General features: G+C 54.3%; 16 protein-coding genes. 10 read left to right on the top strand and 6 right to left on the bottom strand.

Features of this window, described 5'->3' with window-relative positions:
- Positions 1–123: 123 nt before the first annotated feature.
- Positions 124–867 carry a hypothetical protein gene (locus tag ACMV5H_RS07055; RefSeq protein ID WP_414821634.1) on the bottom strand — a complete coding sequence of 248 codons (744 nt, stop codon included), beginning with the start codon at positions 865–867 and terminating at the stop codon, positions 124–126.
- Between the two features lie 191 nt (positions 868–1,058).
- Positions 1,059–2,258, bottom strand: coding sequence for an NAD(P)/FAD-dependent oxidoreductase (locus ACMV5H_RS07050; protein ID WP_065683979.1), 1,200 nt, complete (start codon positions 2,256–2,258; stop codon positions 1,059–1,061).
- A 304-nt stretch (positions 2,259–2,562) separates the two neighbouring features.
- On the opposite strand from ACMV5H_RS07050, the gene pitA reads away from it, so the two are divergent.
- Positions 2,563–4,068: an inorganic phosphate transporter PitA gene (gene pitA, locus ACMV5H_RS07045; RefSeq protein ID WP_218520167.1), complete on the top strand. Its 1,506-nt coding sequence runs from the start codon at positions 2,563–2,565 to the stop codon at positions 4,066–4,068.
- 64 nt (positions 4,069–4,132) lie between these two features.
- Here the strand turns inward: pitA and uspB are convergent, their stop codons facing one another.
- Entirely contained in the window at positions 4,133–4,468 is a 336-nt protein-coding gene (gene uspB / locus ACMV5H_RS07040) for a universal stress protein UspB (RefSeq protein WP_021181771.1), read from the bottom strand.
- A gap of 554 nt (positions 4,469–5,022) precedes the next feature.
- On the opposite strand from uspB, the gene uspA reads away from it, so the two are divergent.
- Together uspA and gdhA are read left to right on the top strand one after the other, a co-directional pair.
- Positions 5,023–5,457 carry a universal stress protein UspA gene (gene uspA / locus ACMV5H_RS07035; protein WP_021181773.1) on the top strand — a complete coding sequence of 145 codons (435 nt, stop codon included), beginning with the start codon at positions 5,023–5,025 and terminating at the stop codon, positions 5,455–5,457.
- A gap of 182 nt (positions 5,458–5,639) precedes the next feature.
- Positions 5,640–6,983, top strand: a complete 1,344-nt coding sequence (gene gdhA, locus ACMV5H_RS07030) for an NADP-specific glutamate dehydrogenase (RefSeq protein ID WP_065683977.1) — start codon at positions 5,640–5,642, stop codon at positions 6,981–6,983.
- A 68-nt stretch (positions 6,984–7,051) separates the two neighbouring features.
- Here gdhA and ACMV5H_RS07025 read toward each other — a convergent pair whose 3' ends face one another.
- The 3 genes from ACMV5H_RS07025 to prlC all read right to left on the bottom strand — a co-directional run bounded on the left by ACMV5H_RS07025 (position 7,052) and on the right by prlC (position 11,872).
- A complete protein-coding gene (locus ACMV5H_RS07025; RefSeq protein ID WP_414821661.1) occupies positions 7,052–8,944 on the bottom strand; it encodes a bifunctional metallophosphatase/5'-nucleotidase in 1,893 nt (630 codons plus the stop codon).
- Between the two features lie 130 nt (positions 8,945–9,074).
- Positions 9,075–9,821, bottom strand: a complete 747-nt coding sequence (rsmJ, locus tag ACMV5H_RS07020; RefSeq protein ID WP_059199427.1) for a 16S rRNA (guanine(1516)-N(2))-methyltransferase RsmJ — start codon at positions 9,819–9,821, stop codon at positions 9,075–9,077.
- A gap of 8 nt (positions 9,822–9,829) precedes the next feature.
- Positions 9,830–11,872, bottom strand: a complete 2,043-nt coding sequence (gene prlC, locus ACMV5H_RS07015) for an oligopeptidase A (RefSeq protein ID WP_414821633.1) — start codon at positions 11,870–11,872, stop codon at positions 9,830–9,832.
- A gap of 389 nt (positions 11,873–12,261) precedes the next feature.
- On the opposite strand from prlC, the gene ACMV5H_RS07010 reads away from it, so the two are divergent.
- The 7 genes from ACMV5H_RS07010 (at position 12,262) to gatB (ending at position 17,532) form a co-directional block, all read left to right on the top strand.
- Complete coding sequence (locus ACMV5H_RS07010; RefSeq protein ID WP_115159370.1) at positions 12,262–12,627, top strand: DUF6516 family protein; 366 nt, start codon at positions 12,262–12,264, stop codon at positions 12,625–12,627.
- 4 nt (positions 12,628–12,631) lie between these two features.
- Positions 12,632–13,015, top strand: a complete 384-nt coding sequence (locus ACMV5H_RS07005; RefSeq protein ID WP_039996185.1) for a MarR family transcriptional regulator — start codon at positions 12,632–12,634, stop codon at positions 13,013–13,015.
- A 104-nt stretch (positions 13,016–13,119) separates the two neighbouring features.
- Positions 13,120–13,962 (top strand): 23S rRNA (adenine(2030)-N(6))-methyltransferase RlmJ, encoded by an 843-nt coding sequence (locus ACMV5H_RS07000; RefSeq protein ID WP_021181782.1) that lies wholly within the window; start codon positions 13,120–13,122, stop codon positions 13,960–13,962.
- Between the two features lie 192 nt (positions 13,963–14,154).
- The gene (locus ACMV5H_RS06995) at positions 14,155–15,009 is read left to right on the top strand and encodes a tagatose bisphosphate family class II aldolase (RefSeq protein WP_021807404.1); all 855 of its coding nucleotides are present in this window, start codon (positions 14,155–14,157) and stop codon (positions 15,007–15,009) included.
- A 450-nt stretch (positions 15,010–15,459) separates the two neighbouring features.
- On the top strand, positions 15,460–16,761 hold the full coding sequence (gene gatZ, locus ACMV5H_RS06990) for a tagatose-bisphosphate aldolase subunit GatZ (protein WP_414821632.1): 1,302 nt from the start codon (positions 15,460–15,462) through the stop codon (positions 16,759–16,761).
- The gene (gatA, locus tag ACMV5H_RS06985) at positions 16,754–17,251 is read left to right on the top strand and encodes a PTS galactitol transporter subunit IIA (protein ID WP_021807402.1); all 498 of its coding nucleotides are present in this window, start codon (positions 16,754–16,756) and stop codon (positions 17,249–17,251) included. Before gatZ ends, gatA begins: the two co-directional genes overlap by 8 nt.
- A complete protein-coding gene (gatB, locus tag ACMV5H_RS06980) occupies positions 17,248–17,532 on the top strand; it encodes a PTS galactitol transporter subunit IIB (protein ID WP_021181786.1) in 285 nt (94 codons plus the stop codon). The genes gatA and gatB overlap by 4 nt, the downstream gene beginning before the upstream one ends.
- The last annotated feature ends 1 nt before the right edge of the window (position 17,533 follow it).

Genomic DNA, 17,533 nt, shown 5'->3' with positions numbered 1-17,533 from the left:
CTGCGATGAGGCGATAGCCGCTACGGGGGTCAGGAGCTGCCGGTATGTCTAGGGTGTCTGAGGAAGCTGGAAACAGGCCCGAAGCCTGAACGTGGCCTCAGATTTTGGGCCACGTTCACGCAATTACGGTTTCTTGCAGGGAGCAGGGGCGTATTTAGCATCCGCAGGGAACGCCTGCGGTTGGCAATCAGGCAGGCCCGGCAGGGCCATTTCATAAACCGCCACACCAATCACGCCGACATTCTCTTTTTCCCCCGCCAGTGAACTCGCAGCGTAGGAGTCATCCGGTTTTGCAAAACGGAATGCGGCAACGGACGAATCACTTTTACGGAAGCCCTCAATCACCAGGGTTCCTTTTGGGGAGACCAGATAGCCGGAATTACGCAGTGAACCACTGCGGCCAGAAATCACGTCCAGACCGTCAACAGCGGTTACCACCTCATAGGTTTTGCTGGGGCTGGTGTTATAGAAGAACAGCTGGTAGCGCTCGCCGTCATTGGCAGAGAATGAAAACTCGCCATTTTTATAGCGATTGAGCGCGAAATCCCGATTGTTTTCGGTCTGCACCCGCATTCTGACGGAAGACAACACGATCTCATTGGTGTACTGCCCATTATTGGAAGCGGCCGCGCTGTACAACACTTTGGCGACACTGTCTGGAGAGGAATGCAAACGCTTCGCGTCAACAGTGGTCACTTTGGAGTAAACGTCCTCACCCCATGCCGTTCCCAGTTTATGTTCTTGGGCGACTGGAGCCGGTGCAGCGGCAGGATCAGCAGCCGCCACGCGTGAAGAGGAAATCTTTTGGCTACAGCCGGAAACCAGCACCAGAGAAGCCAGTAATGCCAAACCGCATTTGATTTTCATCAGCAGAACTTTCCTTGTTATTATTTGAATAAGAGTGCGCTTACCTCAACGCACGAGCCGAGCCCATTATTCTGAATTACTTCCGATGTTCCTATCTCTTAAGTTCTTAAAATAGACGATTGATTATCTGAATGGGCGCGGCATTCCGCGCCTCTTCATGGCGAGCCGTTTCAGGAGTGTCTGCCGTCTCTTTAAGATTTCTGCGCAGCCAAAGCTTGCGCGCAGGCCCAAGCGGAACTCCAGGCCCACTGGAAGTTATAACCCCCCAACCAGCCTGTCACGTCCACCACCTCACCGATAAAGTACAGGCCCGGCACCTTACTCGCCTCCATGGTTTTGGAAGAAAGCTCTTTGGTGTCCACACCGCCCAGGGTCACCTCTGCGGTGCGGTAACCCTCGGTGCCATTGGGTTGTACGCGCCAATCTTGCAAACTATCAACCAACGCTGCCTGCTGCGTTGGAGTGAGTTGCTTCAACGTGGCCTCCGGCAGTTGCCCCAATTCTTGCAGCAATTCCACCAGGCGCTTTGGCAAGTGCAAAGCCAGAGTGTTTTTCAGGCTCTGGTTAGGATGTGCCTGGCGCTGTTCGTTAAGGAAGCCCACCAGGTCTAGCGTTGGAAGTAAGTTAATGCTCACAAACTCACCAGGCTGCCAGTAACTGGAGATCTGCAAGATAGCCGGACCAGAAAGCCCCCGATGCGTAAACAAGATGCTTTCACGAAAGCTGGTGCCATCTTCCGCTGTGACCACTGCGGGAACCGAAACGCCAGACAGCGCCTGGGATTGCTCCAACAGCGGCTTATGCAGCGTAAAGGGCACCAAACCGGCCCGGGTCGGCAACACTTTCAGGCCAAACTGTTCCGCCAACTTATAGCCAAAGGGGGTGGCCCCCAAACCCGGCATGGAAAGCCCACCGCTCGCCACCACAAGTGAGCGAGCACTCACACTCTCGCCGTTAAGTGCCAATTCAAAGCCCTGGTCGGTTTTTTCGACGCTCAGGACCTCGCTGCGCAGGCGCGTTACCACCTGACCCAGTTCGCACTCTTGCACCAACAGATCGACGACCTGCTGTGCAGAATCATCACAGAACAGCTGCCCCAAGGTTTTTTCGTGGTAGGCGATGCCGTAGCGGTTAATCAGATCGATAAAATCCCATTGGGTATAGCGTGCCAATGCCGATTTGCAGAAATGGGGGTTATGCGAGAGGTAGGCCGCCGGTTCAACGGACATGTTGGTGAAGTTACAGCGCCCACCGCCAGACATCAGGATCTTGCGGCCCGGTTTTTTGCCGTTGTCGAGTAATAGCACCCGGCAACCCAGTTGCCCTGCCTGCGCAGCACAAAACATCCCTGCGGCACCCGCGCCAATGACGACAACATCAAACTGTTCCACCCAAACCTCTCTTTGCAATAACCACAACAATCGCGGCAACAAGAGCGTATTTTACGCCTTTTACGTGCCTGTATACCGCTAAATCCGCGGTGGGGGATTGTAAAGGCATCGGCAGGACAACGCCAACGTAAGAAAATGTAACGGACATAAACGGCAGTAACATGCTGAAATTGCATCGATTCAACAGTGTTCAAACCCCTTGTACATCAGAGAAATCAAAAAAACGTCATATTTTCCTTTTCCCCGACACCCGTTGTCGCCGATAATGCGCGGCGTTCATGTCCACAAACCTGGCGTAACGCTTATGCTGCATTTGTTCACTGGCCTGGATTTCCATACCGGCCTGATGTTAATTCTCGCATTGTTGTTCGTGCTGTTCTATGAGGCCATTAACGGCTTCCATGATACGGCCAATGCGGTCGCTACTGTAATTTACACCCGTGCTATGCGCTCGCAACTTGCGGTCGTTATGGCTGGCCTGTTCAACTTTCTTGGCGTGATGCTCGGCGGTTTGAGTGTTGCCTACGCCATTGTGCACCTGCTACCAACCGATCTGTTGTTGAACGTCAGTTCAGCACACGGGTTAGCCATGGTCTTCTCCATGTTGTTGGCGGCAATTATCTGGAACCTCGGTACCTGGTATCTTGGGTTACCGGCCTCCAGTTCCCACACCTTGATTGGCGCCATTATCGGTGTCGGCTTGACCAATGCGTTGGTGACCAACACCTCCGTGGTCGACGCGCTGAACGTGCCAAAAATGATCAGCATCTTCCTGTCGTTAATCTTCTCCCCGTTGATCGGGATGATCATTGCCGGGCTGATGGTGTTCATGCTGCGCCGCTATTGGAGCAATACCAAAAAACGTCAGCGTATTCATATGACACCGGCGGAACGTGAAAAGGTCGATGGCAAACGTAAGCCACCGTTCTGGACACGTATCGCTCTGATCCTGTCGGCTATCGGCGTGAGCTTCTCACACGGTGCCAATGACGGTCAGAAAGGTATCGGCCTGATTATGCTGGTGCTGATCGGTGTTGCCCCTGCCGGCTTCGTCCTCAACATGAGCGCGACCGGTTATGACATCACCCGTACCCGCGATGCCGTGAGCCACCTGCAGCAATTCTACCAAAAGCATGGCGATTCTCTGGCACACGTGGCCACACAGACGCCGTTGGTTCCTGCGCCTCAGAATGCGGCTCCAACGCCTGATCAACCGGTTGAGTTCCACTGCGACAGCTCACGTGCCCTGATTGCCGTTGAGCGCTCTCTGGACCTGCTGAACAATCTGCAAAACTACGATCAGCTGACGGTAGAGCAGCGCAGCCATCTGCGCCGCCTGCTGATGTGCGTGACCGAGACTGCAGACAAGGTGGCCAAGCTGCCAGAAACCTCAGTGGAAGATCAACGCTTCCTGAAGAATCTGCGTTCAGACCTGTTGGAAACCGTTGAATATGCACCAACCTGGATTATCGTCGCGGTAGCCCTGGCGCTGTCCCTCGGTACCATGGTGGGCTGGCGACGCGTTGCTACCACTATCGGTGAGAAAATCGGTAAGAAAGGCATGACCTACGCTCAGGGGGTGTCGGCACAGATGACGGCCGCCCTGTCGATTGGCGTGGCCAGCTATACCGGTATGCCGGTTTCCACTACCCAAGTATTGTCTTCGGCGGTTGCCGGAACGATGCTGGTGGATGGCGGTGGCGTGCAGAGCAAAACCATCAAGAGCATCTTGTTGGCCTGGGTTCTGACCCTGCCAGTCTCGATTTTGCTTTCCGGTGGCCTGTATTGGCTGGCGCTGAAAATGATTTGACGATTGCTCGATACAACAATGGCGGCCAAAGTGGCCGCCATTTTTTTGCCTTGCTATCGCCGGGCTAATACCAGATCGCCAATGCCACCAGGCTGATCACCACTAGCCCACACAGCGATGAAGTCAGCACAAACTGGCTGCGGACACGCTGACAGCGGCGAATGAATTCCGGGTCGTGGTGCTCCATATAGCGTTGCGTAAAGATATAGCGCACCAGCCGTATCTGCTTGCTCGGCTGGCCATGCGAAGTAAAGAACCCTCCGCCATCGACGTATTGGTAAAGTAACGGGTCGCAGCCGCGTAAAACAAATAGCAGCGCACGCAGAGAAGAAAAATACCGGGCCATGTTAATCACACAGACCACACACAATGCCCAAAACAGCGCGACGGTACTAATCATGATAGCCCCCTCAAGGCGTTGTTATCCCGGACACCCGCCGGGCCAACGGCCCTACTTCATACCTTATGCTGCCGGAGCCTTGGCTCCCATCCCCCTAGCACCTTACGGACCCGTTACTACCCACAACCTCTGACCGCTTGATGAACAGGTCTTACAGCGATCAGAGGAAATAAGTGGGGCCCACATTCACTAGTGTAGAATAATGAAACGCAAACAGATCCCGGTGCCGCATAAAATTTACAGTCAGGGCCAAATTCTTCATCTACCCACTCTCCGCTCGGATAACCGCCATAAGCTATACTTTGAGCAACAATGCTTATAATTCAATCGTTCAAACGGCGGATAGCCGTATAAGCCATAGGATTTTTTGCCCCGGCGGTGTAAAACGGGTGGGGTAAACGTATAAACAAGGGTGATTGATGCGGTGCAGTGTGATCGCCCCAACATATCATTGTGTTATCTGGATGGTACTATGCAGGTAAGGCGAAAGCGCCAAGCTGGAACACTGAATGCCTGCCCCCCTTTAATCGGCATTATATGGAAGGAGTATTCTCATGGCTTACAAACACATACTGATTGCGGTTGACCTATCACCGGAAAGTAAAATCCTGGTCGAGAAAGCGGTATCAATGGCGCGGCCGTACAATGCCAAAGTCTCTCTGATCCACGTTGATGTAAACTATTCCGATCTGTATACCGGCCTGATCGACGTCAACCTTGGCGATATGCAAAAGCGTATTTCCGAAGAAACCCACCATGCGTTAACCGAGCTGTCGCAAAATGCGGGCTATCCCATCACCGAAACCCTGAGCGGCAGCGGCGATCTGGCGCAGGTGCTGGTTGATGCGATTAAGAAATACGATATGGACCTGGTATTGTGTGGACACCACCAGGATTTCTGGAGCAAGTTGATGTCCTCTGCGCGCCAGTTAATCAATACGGTACATATTGATATGTTGATTGTGCCGCTGCGCGACGAAGAAAAGTAAGTATTCGCTAACCTGTTTGGCCAACGCCCGCCCTGCGCGGGCGTTTTTCATGGTTTCCTGTTATTTATTGCTTGTTAATCAGCCACCCCACAGTGATATAGTCGAGGTAGACACAACATCCTCCCCAACTGTGAGACACATCATAAAAACAGGGGAACCAATATGCTAAACAGGAGCTATCCATGGAACAGGCTGTATCGCTAGAATCCTTTCTAAAATCCTTACAACGTCATAACTCGCATCAACCGGAATATCTGCAGGCAGTGCGTGAAGTCTTTACCTCTCTGTGGCCATTCATCGAACGTAACCCCCATTATCGTGACCATGCCCTGTTAGAGCGCCTGGTAGAGCCTGAGCGTATCATTCAGTTTCGCGTCAGTTGGGTTGACGATCAGGGCAAAGTACGGGTAAACCGCGCCTACCGTATCCAGTTCAACTCCGCCATTGGGCCGTACAAAGGGGGGATGCGTTTCCACCCTTCGGTTAACACCTCCATTCTGAAGTTCCTGGGTTTCGAACAGACCTTCAAGAATGCCCTGACCACGCTACCTATGGGCGGTGGCAAGGGGGGGGCAGACTTTGATCCCAAAGGCAAAAGCCAGGGCGAAATCATGCGCTTCTGCCAATCGCTGATGACCGAACTTTATCGTCACCTAGGTCCAGATACCGACGTGCCAGCCGGGGATATCGGCGTAGGTGGCCGCGAAGTGGGCTTTATGGCCGGCATGATGAAAAAGCTGTCCAACAACACCAGCTGCGTATTCACCGGTAAAGGCCTGTCGTTCGGCGGCAGCCTGATCCGCCCGGAAGCGACCGGTTACGGCCTGGTGTACTTCACCGATTCAATGCTGCAGCGCCATGGTCTGGGCTTTGAAGGGATGCGTGTCGCGGTTTCCGGCTCCGGTAACGTGGCGCAATACACCATTGAGAAAGCGTTGGAGCTGGACGCGCGGGTGATCACCGTTTCCGATTCCGGCGGTACCGTGGTGGATGAAGCTGGCTTCACCACTGAAAAACTGGCGCATCTGGCCGAAATCAAGAACCAGCGCTATGGCCGGGTTGCCGATTATGCCCGCGAGCGTGGCCTGACCTACCTGGCCGGTGAAAGCCCGTGGAACGTGCCGGTGGATATCGCCCTGCCTTGTGCCACCCAGAACGAGCTGGATCTGGAAGCCGCACAGGTGCTGATCCGCAACGGGGTCAAAGCCGTGGCAGAAGGCGCTAATATGCCAACCACCATCCAGGCCACCGATGCCTTCCTGGAAGCGGGCGTGCTGTTCGCACCGGGCAAAGCCGCCAACGCCGGTGGTGTTGCCACTTCCGGGTTGGAGATGGCGCAAAACGCCGCGCGCCTTAACTGGCGGGCAGAGAAGGTCGATATCCGTTTACGTCACATCATGGCGGATATCCATCAGTCCTGCGTCGAATACGGCGGCGAAGGCAAGCAAACGCATTACGTTCACGGCGCCAACATTGCCGGGTTCGTTAAGATTGCCGATGCGATGCTGGCTCAGGGCGTGCTCTAACCTTATCCTGAATGAAAAATGCCGGCAGATTCGCCGGCATTTTTTTATCTGGTTAACTGAGTATTACCTCAATTAATGGCTTCGATAATCACCAACCGATCGTTGAGCCGCTGTTTGATGACCGGATCGGTCGCTGCTTGCGCCTGTTGTTGCAGTGCCGCAACCTGCTGCTTCATCTTTTGCGGATCGCTAAACAGTAATTCTTTGACGTTGATGGAGGCTACGTTGGTATAGCGCCCATCATCGGTGGTTGGTACGCTGATCTTGCCGTCATTGAGCAACTTGTCCACAATCTTGCGCTCACGTTCGTACCCTTCCAGCCCCACCAGCTTCCAGCGGTGCATCGCTTTGCCCTGGTATTCACCCTTCTTCACCTCGGTCAGATAGCGAATGGTGAGATTACGGATAGTCCCCGCTTCCTCACCAAATTCCGCCTTGGTATCTGACAGCACCGGGAACTGCATACCTTCCAGTACGCCGCCTTTTTGCGTCAGGTGGCCCATGCGATAACTGTTCATCCCCAACTGGATCGGCGTGCTGTCGGTCACTGGGGTGCCGTCGTTCAACTTCAACTCGGTGATGCGCTGCCCAACGGGTTTACGCAGATCGATGGTATAGGTCACACCATCAAAGAAGTCATTGGTTGAGTATTTGGACGATCGACGCTGTGGGTTAAAGCTGTAGGTGACATCGCCATCATGCTGCTGGTTGAAGTAGTCCGCTGACCACTCCATGTACTTTTTCAGCTCTTTACCGGTCAACTGGTAGACGGTGATTTCACCACCGGCATATTGATAGTTGAAGGCGATATCCTTGGCGGTGATGGTGCCCACGTTCAGCTTCGGCCTGTCGTTATCAATCTGCAACGCGATCACCTGCGCCTTAGGTGCGTAGTGACGAGCAGCCTCCTGATACAGGGCGCTGATGCCGGTATCCTGAATATGTACCTGTGGAATACCTTTTACCGCATCCGGCGGCACCAGATCCTGACCGGTCAGTTGCGCAATCGGCCGGTTGGCATTGGCACGCAGGATGGTATGGAACGGTTGGTAGATCTCTTCGAGCTTTTTATCGGAGCTGATGCCTTTGATCGGATAGGTGTAGCTGTCTTTATTGATCAGTACGTATTTGCCATTTTGCTGCTCAAATTGCAGATCGATACGCGACAGCGCACGGCCGTATTTGTCCGGCTCGGTGACGATCACGCCGTTGATCACCTCTTTATCCACCTTGACGTGCATATGCCCGGCCACGATCGCCGCCAGCTCCGGGTTGGCTCGAGCGATATCGCCCACGCCAGTGCCTGGCCGCTGGTTCTCATTATCGATCCCCATGTGGGCCACCAGCACGATGGCATCCACCTGGCCGTGGATCTGCTGGATCACCTTTTTCACCGCCTGCACCGGATCGGTAAACGTCAGGCCGTCGATGCGATCGGTGCCCTTGGCAAACTCAGCGGTCATCGGCGTATCCATGCCGATAATGCCAATCTTCACCCCCTGGCGCTCAACGATCTTATAGGCAGGCAGATAAGGCTTGCCGCTGTCCCAGACGATATTGCCCGCCAGCGCGGTGCCTTTGAACTGGCTGAGTGGGGTTGCCAGCGCCTTCAGGCCAAAATCGAACTCGTGGTTGCCCATCACCCACACGTCATAGTCCAGCGCGTTAAAGCCGAGGATCATCGGGCTGGTTTTGTCATTCTTGAAGGTTTCAACAAAGTTGCCCTGAATGGTGTCCCCGGCGTCGACCAGGATCACGTTCGGCTGCTGGGCACGAACTTTATGCACCTGAGTGGCTATCTGGCTGAGGCTGCCTGCCAGGTTCTCGGTGTCGGTAGAGTAATCCCAAGGCACAAAGGTGCCATGCAGATCGGAGGTGCCCAGAATGGTGATATTTACCGGTTCAGCGGCCATGGCAGAGGTACTCAAGCAAAGCAGCAGGGAAAGCAGCGTCTTTTTCATCATGTTGTTTCATTATAGTTGATTGTAATTAAACAGGATTATGCGACGCACATCTCAGCGTTACCAGTGACATTGCAGAATGAACATGGGAAATGTGAGGAGGCTCAATGAATGCCCCCTCACGTTTATCTTACAGCGGCATATAAATATCGAAACGGTGATTTTTGGTGGTCGTGGCAGCATGAGCGGGAACATCGGCCAGCGGAGGGGCATAGTCCGGTCGTTTCACCACGACCCTTTTGGTCGCCAGCCTGCGGGCAGGCTCCAACAAGCCGTCGGCATCATCATCACTGCCCACCAGCGACTGAAATACCCGCATCTCTTTTTTCACCAACGCACTCTTCTGCTTATGCGGATACATTGGGTCGAGGTACACCACTTCCGGGCGTGGATCGAGATCGCTCAGCGCCGTCAGGCTGGAGGCATGAAGCAACGTCATGCGTTCACGCAGCCAAAGACCGATCTCCGCGTCCTGATAGCCCCGTTGCAAACCATCTTCCAGCAACGCAGCGACGACCGGATCACGCTCCAACATGCGAACCTGGCAACCCAGCGATGCCAACACAAACGCATCACGCCCTAACCCGGCAGTGGCATCCACCACGTTAGGCACATAGCTGCCTTTGATGCCTACCGCTTTGGCCACCGCTTCGCCACGGCCACCGCCGAAACGCCGCCGATGGGCCATCGGGCCAGAGATAAAATCGACGTAGATAGCGCCAAGCTTTGGCTCATCGCGCTTGCGCAGCTCCAACCGTTCTGGCGTCAGCACCAGCGCCATCGTCGCATTTTCGTCGCTGGTTAGCTGCCAACGATCGGCCAAAATAGACAAGGCGCCGGGATCGGCGCCTGCTTCACACAATAAAAACACGCTCACTTGGCGGGTTACCCTTTTATACCGTAATGGCGCAGCATAGCATCCAGCTTCGGTTCACGGCCACGGAAGCGTTTGAACAATTCCATCGGCTCTTCGGAACCCCCGCGTGACAGGATGTTATCGAGGAAGGATTGACCGGTTTCAGCGTTGAAAATCCCTTCATCTTCAAAACGCGAGTAGGCGTCTGCCGACAACACTTCCGCCCACAGGTAGCTGTAGTAACCCGCCGCATAGCCACCGGCAAAGATATGGCTGAATGCGTGTGGGAAACGGCCCCAGCTCGGCGAAGGGATCACCGCCACCATTTTCTTCACCTCGGCCAGGGTTGGCAGGATCTGCGCCCCTTTTTCCGGGCTGTATTCGGCGTGCATACGGAAATCGAACAGGCCAAACTCCAGCTGACGCAGGATAAACAGCGCCGCCTGATAGTTTTTCGCTTCCAGCATTTTGTCCAGCAGGGCTTTCGGCAGTGGTTCGCCAGTCTGGAAGTGACCAGAGATAAATGCCAATGCCTCCGGCTCCCAGCACCAGTTTTCCATAAACTGGCTTGGCAGCTCTACCGCATCCCAAGGCACACCGTTGATACCGGAAACCCCAGCGGTATCGATCTGCGTCAGCATATGGTGCAGACCGTGGCCAAACTCATGGAACAGCGTGGTGACTTCGTTATGGGTAAACAGCGCCGGCTGGTCACCCAGCGGGCGGTTAAAGTTACAGGTGAGATAGGCAACCGGCTTTTGCAATTCGCCATTGGCTTTGCGCAGGCTACCGACGCAATCATCCATCCATGCACCACCGCGCTTGTTCTCGCGGGCATACAAGTCCAGATAGAAGCTGCCGCGCAGTTCACCTTTGGCATCGAACAGATCGAAGAAACGCACCTCTGGATGCCAGGTATCAACACCCTGACGCTCTTTGGCGGTGATACCGTAAATACGGTTAACCACTTCAAACAGCCCTTCCAGCACGCGCTGTTCCGGGAAGTAGGGGCGCAGTTGCTCATCACTGATGGAGAACAGATGTTGCTTCTGCTTTTCTCCGTAATAACTGATATCCCAAGCCTCTAACTCATCCACACCATAGTGCTGTTTGGCAAAGGCTCGTAGCTGTGCCAGTTCTTGCTCTGCCTGTGGGCGAGCGCGCTTGGCCAGATCGCTCAGAAAACCGAGCACCTGCTCTGGGCTCTCTGCCATCTTGGTCGCCAGTGATTTGTCCGCATAGCTGGCAAAACCCAGCAGTTGCGCCAGTTCGTGGCGCAGAGCCAGCGTTTCCGCCATCACTTCGCTGTTATCCCACTTACCGGCATTTGGCCCCTGATCGGAGGCACGGGTGGTGAAGGCGCGATACATCTCTTCACGCAGCGCCTGGTTATCGGCATAGGTCATCACCGGCAAATAGCTCGGCATGTCCAGCGTCAATAACCAGCCCTCCTGCTCTTTGGCCTGTGCCATCGCCTGGGCTTGGGCCAATGCGCTTTCCGGCAGGCCGCTCAGCTCATTCACATCGGTAATCAACTTGCTCCAGCCCATGGTGGCATCGAGCACATTGTTGCTGTAGGTCGAACCCAGCTCAGACAGACGCGCCACGATCTCGCCGTAACGCTTTTGTTTTTCCTTTGGCAGGCCAATGCCCGACAGCTCAAAATCACGCAGCGCGTTTTCTACCGACTTGCGCTGTGGCGCGGTCAGTTTGGCAAAGCCTTCGCCGTCTTTCAGATTACGATAGGCCTGGTACAGCCCTTCATGCTGGCCCACCCAAGTACCGTATTCGGAAAGCAGCGGCAGCGCCTGCTCGTAAGCTTCGCGCAGTTCCGGGCTGTTTTTCACCGAGTTTAGGTGACCAACAGGTGACCAGATGCGTGACAGGCGATCGTCAGATTCGGCCAGCGGCTGACACAGATTTTCCCAGGTAAACGGTCCTGGTTGTGCCACGACGTGCTCAACCGCAGCACGGCAGTCGGCCAGTGCGGATGTCACCGCAGGAACGATATCTTCAGGGCGAATGGCAGAAAAAGGCGGTAAGGCAAACGGTGTCAGCAACGCATTGGTCATAGAGGCAGTCCTGATTAGGGTGGTGGACCCGATGCGCACATCAGGCCAGACAAAGATAAGCTTCTTTCTAACATGGTGCCAACCAGCGGGAAAATCAATGGTCATCACCTGCTTCTTCGCTAGCGGGTGTTTCATTCATCCCAGTGCTATACCAATTTAATCTAACAGCTCCCAGGCATGATTGAGTTTATTCGCCAAGATATTGAACACATACTGAGCAACGCCAGTTTATGGCCTTGAGTTAGCCGGAGCACAGGGGGAATGAACGATACGGCGCCCCTACAAATTGAGCAATATCGCCACCTTGTCACCAATCTAAACGACAGGATTGTTTGAATTTCAACCCCCTCTATATTATGATTAGATCATAAATGTCACAAGGAAGAGATATGCAACATGATCCTAGTTTAGATTATCTCATTGAATTACATGGACAACGAGTTTACCGAGAGGATGGCTACTGGTGGAAAATTGAGGCATGGCAAGTTAAGCCCAATAATTTTATTCCACATGGCATCCGATACAACCTCACGCTGCATGATAAGCACAACACGAGGGTGTTTGGCATGGATAACGCCCACGCCATAAAACCACCGAAGAAAGGCAAGTATACTGGGCGACTGGTATATGACCATATCCATAGAACGCCCAGAGATAAGGGGTACCCTTATGAGTTTACCTCCGCATCCCAGTTGCTCCAGGACTTCTTTGAGAAGATGGATGAAGCGATCGCAGAAAGAGAAAAGAGAGGGTAGGCGTATGAAAGCACTGATCGGTGTAATGTCTGAAGATCTTATACGCAGGAGAACGCTGGCGATAGCCAAAGGAGATTACAAGCCCGAGCCAGGGGAACCAAAGGTTTGGTTTACCTCCATGATTGCCCTCGCGCAGGTGCTAAGCAATGAAAATATAGCGCTGCTGCGGTTGATGGATGAGCAAAAACCAAAAACGCTAACGGAGTTGGCCGATCTTTCAGGCCGAAAAATCAGTAATCTGTCGGTTACCCTAAAAACGCTTAATTCACATGGCTTTGTCAGGCTGGAGAAAGACGGGCGTAGCGTTAAACCTGTCGCACTGTTTACCGACTTCGATATCCAGGTAAACCAAAAATATGCAACAATGCAGGCTCAGGAAGTCGCATAGTTTTAAGCCAGGTTTTTTCAGGCTTTTTCACGTCTAGCACCCTCAACCTGCCAGAATAAATGCTTTCGATAATAGTGTATTAAAATCAATCGGATAAAAACGCCATGTTAAGTTACCGCCACAGTTTTCACGCCGGCAACCACGCCGACGTGCTCAAGCACACCGTTCAGAGCCTGATCATTGAGGCGCTGAAAGAAAAAGATAAGCCGCTGCTGTACCTGGATACCCACTCCGGTGCCGGGCGCTATCAGCTGAGCGGTGAGCATGCCGAGCGCACCGGGGAATACCTGGAAGGCATCGGCCTGCTGTGGCAACGTGACGATCTGCCAGAAGAGCTGGCGGCCTACATGAGCGTAGTGCACAACTTCAACCGTTCCGGCACCCTGCGCTACTACCCAGGCTCACCGCTGATCGCCCGCCAGTTGCTGCGCCCGCAGGATAAAATCCATCTGACAGAGCTGCACCCAAGTGATTTCCCGCTGTTGCGTAACGAATTCCAGAAAGACGAGCGCGCCAAAGTGCAGCGTGCCGATGGCTACCAGCAGCTAAAATCGCAGTTGCCACCTCCGTCACGCCGTGGCCTGATCCTGATGGACCCACCGTATGAGATGAAAACCGATTATCAAGACGTGGTGAAAGGTATTCAGGAAGGCTACAAACGTTTTGCTACCGGCACCTATGCCCTGTGGTATCCGGTGGTGATGCGCCAGCAGATCAAACGCATGCTCAAAGAGCTGGAAGCGACCGGCATCCGCCGTATCCTGCAAATTGAGCTGGCGGTGAAACCCGACAGCGATCAACGCGGGATGACGGCTTCAGGCATGATCGTGATTAACCCACCTTGGAAGCTGGAACAGCAGATGAACAACGTGCTGCCGTGGCTACACAAGGTACTGGTGCCGTCCGGTATCGGTCACCACCTGGTGAACTGGGTCGTACCAGAATAAGTTCGATGATGGTCGCCTGCCTGGGCGGCCATCCACTTTTCCCTTCTCCATCCCCCCTGCTTCAGCCTCATTTTCCCCCGATCTTTTGCCGATCCTCATCACAACCGCAAAATAACTGTTTGCTTATTTTACCTTTCGATCAGATGATGAATATCGAAAGATACCGTAATAAAAGAAAACAGGAGGCAGGCGGTGTATATCATTTCGACCAACCATATGCTGAAGAAGGCACAACAACAGGGCTATGCCGTACCTGCCTTCAACATTCATAACCTGGAAACCATGCAGGTGGTGGCAGAAACCGCCGCACACATGCGCTCGCCAGTGATCCTGGCCGGTACACCGGGCACCTATCTCTATGCGGGAACGGCTAACGTGGTCGCCATTGTCAAACAGCTGGCCGCCGAATACCGCATCCCGCTGGCGGTACATCTGGATCACCATGAAACCCTGCAAGATATTGAAACTAAAGTGCATGCTGGGATCCGCTCGGCCATGATTGATGGCTCACACCTGCCCTTTGCGGAAAATGTCGCCCTGGTGCGGCAGGTGACCGAGTTTTGCCATCGTTATGATGTCAGCGTTGAGGCAGAGCTGGGGCGGCTTGGTGGCGTTGAAGATGGCATCAGCGTCGATGCCAAGGATGCCCGCTATACCTCGCCGCAACAGGCCGAGGAGTTTGTGCGTTCCACCGGCATCGATTCACTGGCGGTGGCGATTGGTACGGCACATGGGCTTTACCAGGGCAAGCCAGAGCTGGATTTCATCCGCCTTGGACAGATCCGCGACAGGGTCAGCGTGCCATTGGTGCTGCATGGTGCGTCGGGTTTGCCGGACGCCGATATTCAGCAGGCGATTCGGCTGGGTGTCTGCAAGGTGAACGTGGCGACGGAGCTTAAAATCGCCTTTTCCGATGCGCTGAAACAGCATCTGGCGGAGCATCCGCAGGCCAACGATCCGCGCCACTATATGCAGCCCGCCAAGCTGGCGATGCAGCAGGTGGTGCAAAAGGTGATTCAGGTTTGTGGCTGCGAAGGCAGGCTGTGAAATACACCAGCATGGTAACGGCCCCTCACCCTAACCCTCTCCCACAGGGAGAGGGGACAGCACGTGCTACAAATTAAGCCTTGCATACTACCTCACCAACTCCCACAAAGAAGGGCAATTGAGGCGATCCAACAATGCACTCCATTCCCAACCACAACGCCGGACCACTCCCTCTCCCTATGGGAGAGGGTTGGAGTGAGGGCATCCTCTCGTCACAATAACGGCTTTCACTTTATTGCGTATGCCGACGCCTCTCTTTATCAATCCTCTATAATTAACTGATTTTAAATAACTAAACTTACCCTGCTCGTTAACTTACCTCCTCACACTGAAAGCACTAACACGGAAAAATAGCGGCAAAGTTTTCGATCTTGATCACGAATAATAGAAAAGTGCATTGCTAACCTTTCGAAACATTACGATTATATTCGTAAGAAAACGGAGGGTAGAATGAAAAATATCATCGCACGACATAAAGCAGGGGAGCCGATCGGGATCTGCTCTGTCTGTTCGGCACACCCATTAGTCATTGAGGCCGCATTACGCCTGGATCTGCACAGCGATCGCCAGGTGCTGATCGAGGCCACATCCAACCAGGTTAATCAGTTTGGCGGTTACACCGGCATGAAACCGGCGGATTTCCGGCAGTTTGTCTGCGATATTGCGGCAACCGTCGGCTTTCCGCTCTCCCGGCTGCTGTTAGGGGGCGACCATCTAGGCCCGAACTGTTGGCAAAATGAACCCGCCGCCAGCGCAATGGCGAAAGCGGAAGTGCTGATCGCCGACTACGTTACCGCCGGATTCAGCAAGATCCATCTGGATGCATCCATGTCCTGCGCCGACGATCCGATCCCGTTAGATCCCAATGTGGTGGCAGAACGCGCCGCCCGTTTGTGCCAGGTCGCCGAACGGGTCGCTACCCCAGAGCAAAAACAGCAGCTAACCTATGTGATTGGGACCGAGGTGCCGGTTCCAGGGGGAGAGTCTTCCGCCATTGGCAGCGTACATATCACTCACGCGACGGATGCCGCCGCCACGCTGGAAACTCACTATCAGGCGTTCCGCAAGGCTGGGTTGGCAGCGGCGATCCCGAGGATCATCGCCGTGGTAGTGCAGCCAGGGGTGGAGTTCGACCACTCACAAGTGATCGCCTACCAACCACAGCTTGCCCGTGAGCTCTCCCAATTTATTACCACCACGCCGTTGGTTTATGAGGCGCACTCTACCGATTATCAAACGCGTGAAGCCTATCAGCAACTGGTGCGCGATCACTTCGCCATTCTCAAGGTTGGCCCGGCCCTGACGTTTGCCCTACGCGAAGCGGTGTTTGCCTTGGCCAATATCGAACAGGCCCTGATTGCCCCGGAAAAACGCAGCCAGATCCTGGCGGTGATTGACGCCGTAATGCTCGACGAACCGGATTACTGGAAAAAGTATTATCACCCGACGTTCAGCCGCTCGCTGATCGACCTGCATTTCAGCCTGTCGGATCGTATCCGCTACTACTGGCCTCATCCGCGTATTGCCCAAAGTATGACGACGCTGCTCAATAACCTCGACCAGCAAGAGATCCCCACGGGCCTGCTTAGCCAATACTTCCCGCTGCAATATCAGCGCGTGATGGAGCGCAAACTGGCGAAGCAACCCCACGCACTGATGATCGACAAGATTCAGGATGTGCTGCGCGCTTACCGCTTCGGCTGTGCCTCAGCAGAGCAAGCCAAAAACGCCGAGGAGATGGTCCATGCATAACAGCCAACTGTTCGTTCGCACTGGCATCAGCTTTGCCGACGCGCAGCAGGCGCTGGAGCACATTGGCGTCACCATGCTCAACGCCGGGGTCGTTCACAACAGCTACCCGCAGGCGTTGCTGGTGCGTGAGAGCGCTTATCCCACCGGCATAGCCCTTGAGCAGCACGCGGTCGCCATCCCCCACTGTGAAGCGGAGCATGCACGTGCTCCGGCTATTTATCTGATCCGCCCTGACCATGCCGTTCCCTTCGCTCAGGCGGATGATGACGGCACGATCGACGTTGCGCTGATTATCGCGCTGATCGTCACCGACCCGGCTGCGCAGTTGGTTTTACTGCGCACGCTGTTTGGCCAGTTGCAGCACCCCGAGTTTATCACTGCGCTACTGACCGCCCCCGAGGACCAATTGGGCGAAATTTTTGCCCAGCGGGTTTTCACTCCGCCCTCCCGACCACAACAAAAAACAGAATATGAAGGAGCCACACTGTGAAACGTAAAATTATCGTTGCCTGCGGCGGTGCCGTTGCCACCTCGACCATGGCCGCAGAAGAGATCAAAGAGCTGTGCGCGGAGCACAACATCGAGTTGGATTTGGTGCAGTGCCGCGTGACCGAGATTGAAACCTATATGGACGATGCCGATTTGATCTGCACCACCGCCCGTGTCGACCGGCAGTTTGGCGATATACCGTTGGTCCACGGCATGCCGTTTATTTCCGGCGTCGGCATCGATGCGCTGAAACAAAAAATACTGACCATTCTGACGGAGTAGC

Source organism: Serratia sp. N21D137 (assembly GCF_047530005.1).
Classification (GTDB): Bacteria; Pseudomonadota; Gammaproteobacteria; order Enterobacterales; family Enterobacteriaceae; genus Chania; species Chania fonticola_B.
Note: the sequence above shows the minus strand (reverse complement) of the source record. Positions and strands in the feature narration are given on the sequence as shown.